This window comes from Halorubrum tibetense, from assembly GCF_042661865.1.
GTDB lineage: Archaea > Halobacteriota > Halobacteria > Halobacteriales > Haloferacaceae > Halorubrum > Halorubrum tibetense.
This window is the reverse complement of record NZ_JBHSWW010000372.1, coordinates 1-1,966: the sequence shown is the minus strand read 5'-3', so window position 1 is coordinate 1,966 and position 1,966 is coordinate 1. Positions and strand designations below refer to the sequence as shown.

The following is a 1,966-nucleotide window of genomic DNA, read 5'->3' as shown; positions in this document are numbered from 1 at the left end:
AGCGGGATCTCGCTCTCGACGGTGATGTCGAAACCAGCGTCGGGTGCCTCCGCCGCCGCGCGTGCCTGTCGAACCGCGGCGTCGACGTACCCCATCGCGGCGTCGACGAGCGGTGTCGGGACGTCGACGTCGGGGCGGTCGCCGGTACCGCCGGTGTACTCGACGGTGAACCCGTCGAGCGAGAGGTCCTCGGCCGTGACACGGACGTGGTCGTCGTCGCGCGGTTCGGCCGTTACCCTCGCGCGTCGCTCGATCGCCGCCGGGACGGCGGGTTCGCCGTAGACGACGGCGTGTTCGCCGAAGAGGTACACCTTCCCCGGCGCTTCACAGACGGTCATATCATTCACCTCTCCCCGAGGGGTTACAGGCGTTGCGCTTGTGCGGTCGCTGTCGAGTACAACGGGCTACCGAAAAGAACCGGATCGAACGTGAACCGGGACCGACTACAGCTCGTCCTCGAAGTCTTCGAGGGCGAACACGGTGTCCGCGCCGCGGCGGTCGAGCGTCTCGTTGGCGAGCAGCCAGTAGACGACCGACAGCGCGCGTCGACCCTTGTTGTTCGTCGGGATAACGAGGTCGACGTTCGACAGCTGGTTGTTCGAGTCGCACATCGCGATGACGGGGATGCCGACCGTGATCGCCTCTTTGACCGCCTGGGCGTCGCCGATCGGGTCCGTCACCACGACGACGTCCGGTTCGATGTAGCCGGCGTAGTCGGGGTTCGTCAGCGTCCCGGGGATGAACCGCCCGGTGCGGGCGCGTGCGCCGACCGCGTCGGCGAACTTCTCGGCCGGGAACCGGCCGTACTGCCGCGAGGACGTGACCAGGATCTGTTCGGGGTCGTAGTTGGCGAGGAAGTCCGCCGCCGTCCGGATCCGCCCGTCAGTCGTGCTCACGTCGAGCACGTACAGGCCGTCGTCGCGGACGCGGTGGATGAACCGCTCCATGTCCTTCGTCTTCTGCTGGGTCCCGATGTGGACACCCGCGCTCAGGTAGTCCTCGACGGGGATCAACAGGTCGACGTCGTCGTCGGGCATGACGTCGTCGTCGAAGGGGGAGGCGTCCGCCTCAGGGTCTTCCGCAGCCTCGGCCTCGGCGGCCGCGTCAGCCTCGGCCGTCTCGTCGGGTTCGTCGTCGGCGGACGCCGCGCTGGCGTCCACGTCGGCGGTCGGTTCCTCGGTCGTGTCGGCCTCCTCCTCGACCGCCGCGTCGACCGCCTCGGTCTCCGCGTCGTCGTCGAGTTCGACCGCGTCGTTGTCTTCACTCATGCGTGGTAGTGGCCCGTCATACCGCGTCGTCCGCGATGCGAACCAGTTCGTTCAGTTTGGCTGTGCGCTCGCCGCCGACCGTCCCCGTCTTGATGTAGGCGGCGTCGGTCGCAACGGCGAGGTGTGCGATGGTCGTGTCCTCCGTCTCGCCCGAGCGGTGCGAGATCGCACACTCCATGTCGTTCCGGTGGGCGAGCTCGACCGCGTCGAACGCGTCCGAGAGCGTCCCGATCTGGTTCGGCTTGATCAGGATGCTGTTGGCCGCGCCGACGTCGATCCCCTCGCGCAAGCGCTCGACGTTGGTGACGAACAAGTCGTCACCGCAGATCAGCGTCCGGTCGCCGACCCGGTCGGTCAGCTCCGCGAACGCCTCGTAGTCGTTCTCGTCGAGCGGGTCCTCGACGTACGCGAGGTCGTACTCCTCGACGAGTCCGGCGACGTACTCGACCTGTTCGTCGGTCGTCTTCGTCTCGTCGCCGTACACGTAGGCGTCCCGGTCGTCGTCGTACAGTTCGGCCGCGGCCATGTCGAGCCCGAAGCGGATCTCGAAGCCCACCTCGTCCTCGACGACCTCGACCGCCTCCTCGACGACCTCGAACGCCTCGGCGTCCGAGATGGGGGGCGCCCACGCGCCCTCGTCGCCCTTCGCCGCGGGCACGCCGCGCTCGTCGAGCACGTCCGCGACCGCCGCGTGGACC

General features: G+C 68.3%; 3 protein-coding genes. All 3 read right to left on the bottom strand.

The features are described 5' to 3' along the window. Positions 1 to 338: mevalonate kinase family protein (locus tag ACFQEU_RS15180; RefSeq protein WP_379783515.1), on the bottom strand; the 338-nt coding region annotated here is incomplete at its 3' end. Between the two features lie 105 nt (positions 339 to 443). Further along, the gene (rpsB, locus tag ACFQEU_RS15175) at positions 444 to 1,268 is read right to left on the bottom strand and encodes a 30S ribosomal protein S2 (RefSeq protein ID WP_379783513.1); all 825 of its coding nucleotides are present in this window, start codon (positions 1,266 to 1,268) and stop codon (positions 444 to 446) included. A 16-nt stretch (positions 1,269 to 1,284) separates the two neighbouring features. After that, on the bottom strand, positions 1,285 to 1,966 hold a 682-nt coding region (locus ACFQEU_RS15170; RefSeq protein ID WP_379783511.1), incomplete at its 5' end, for an enolase C-terminal domain-like protein.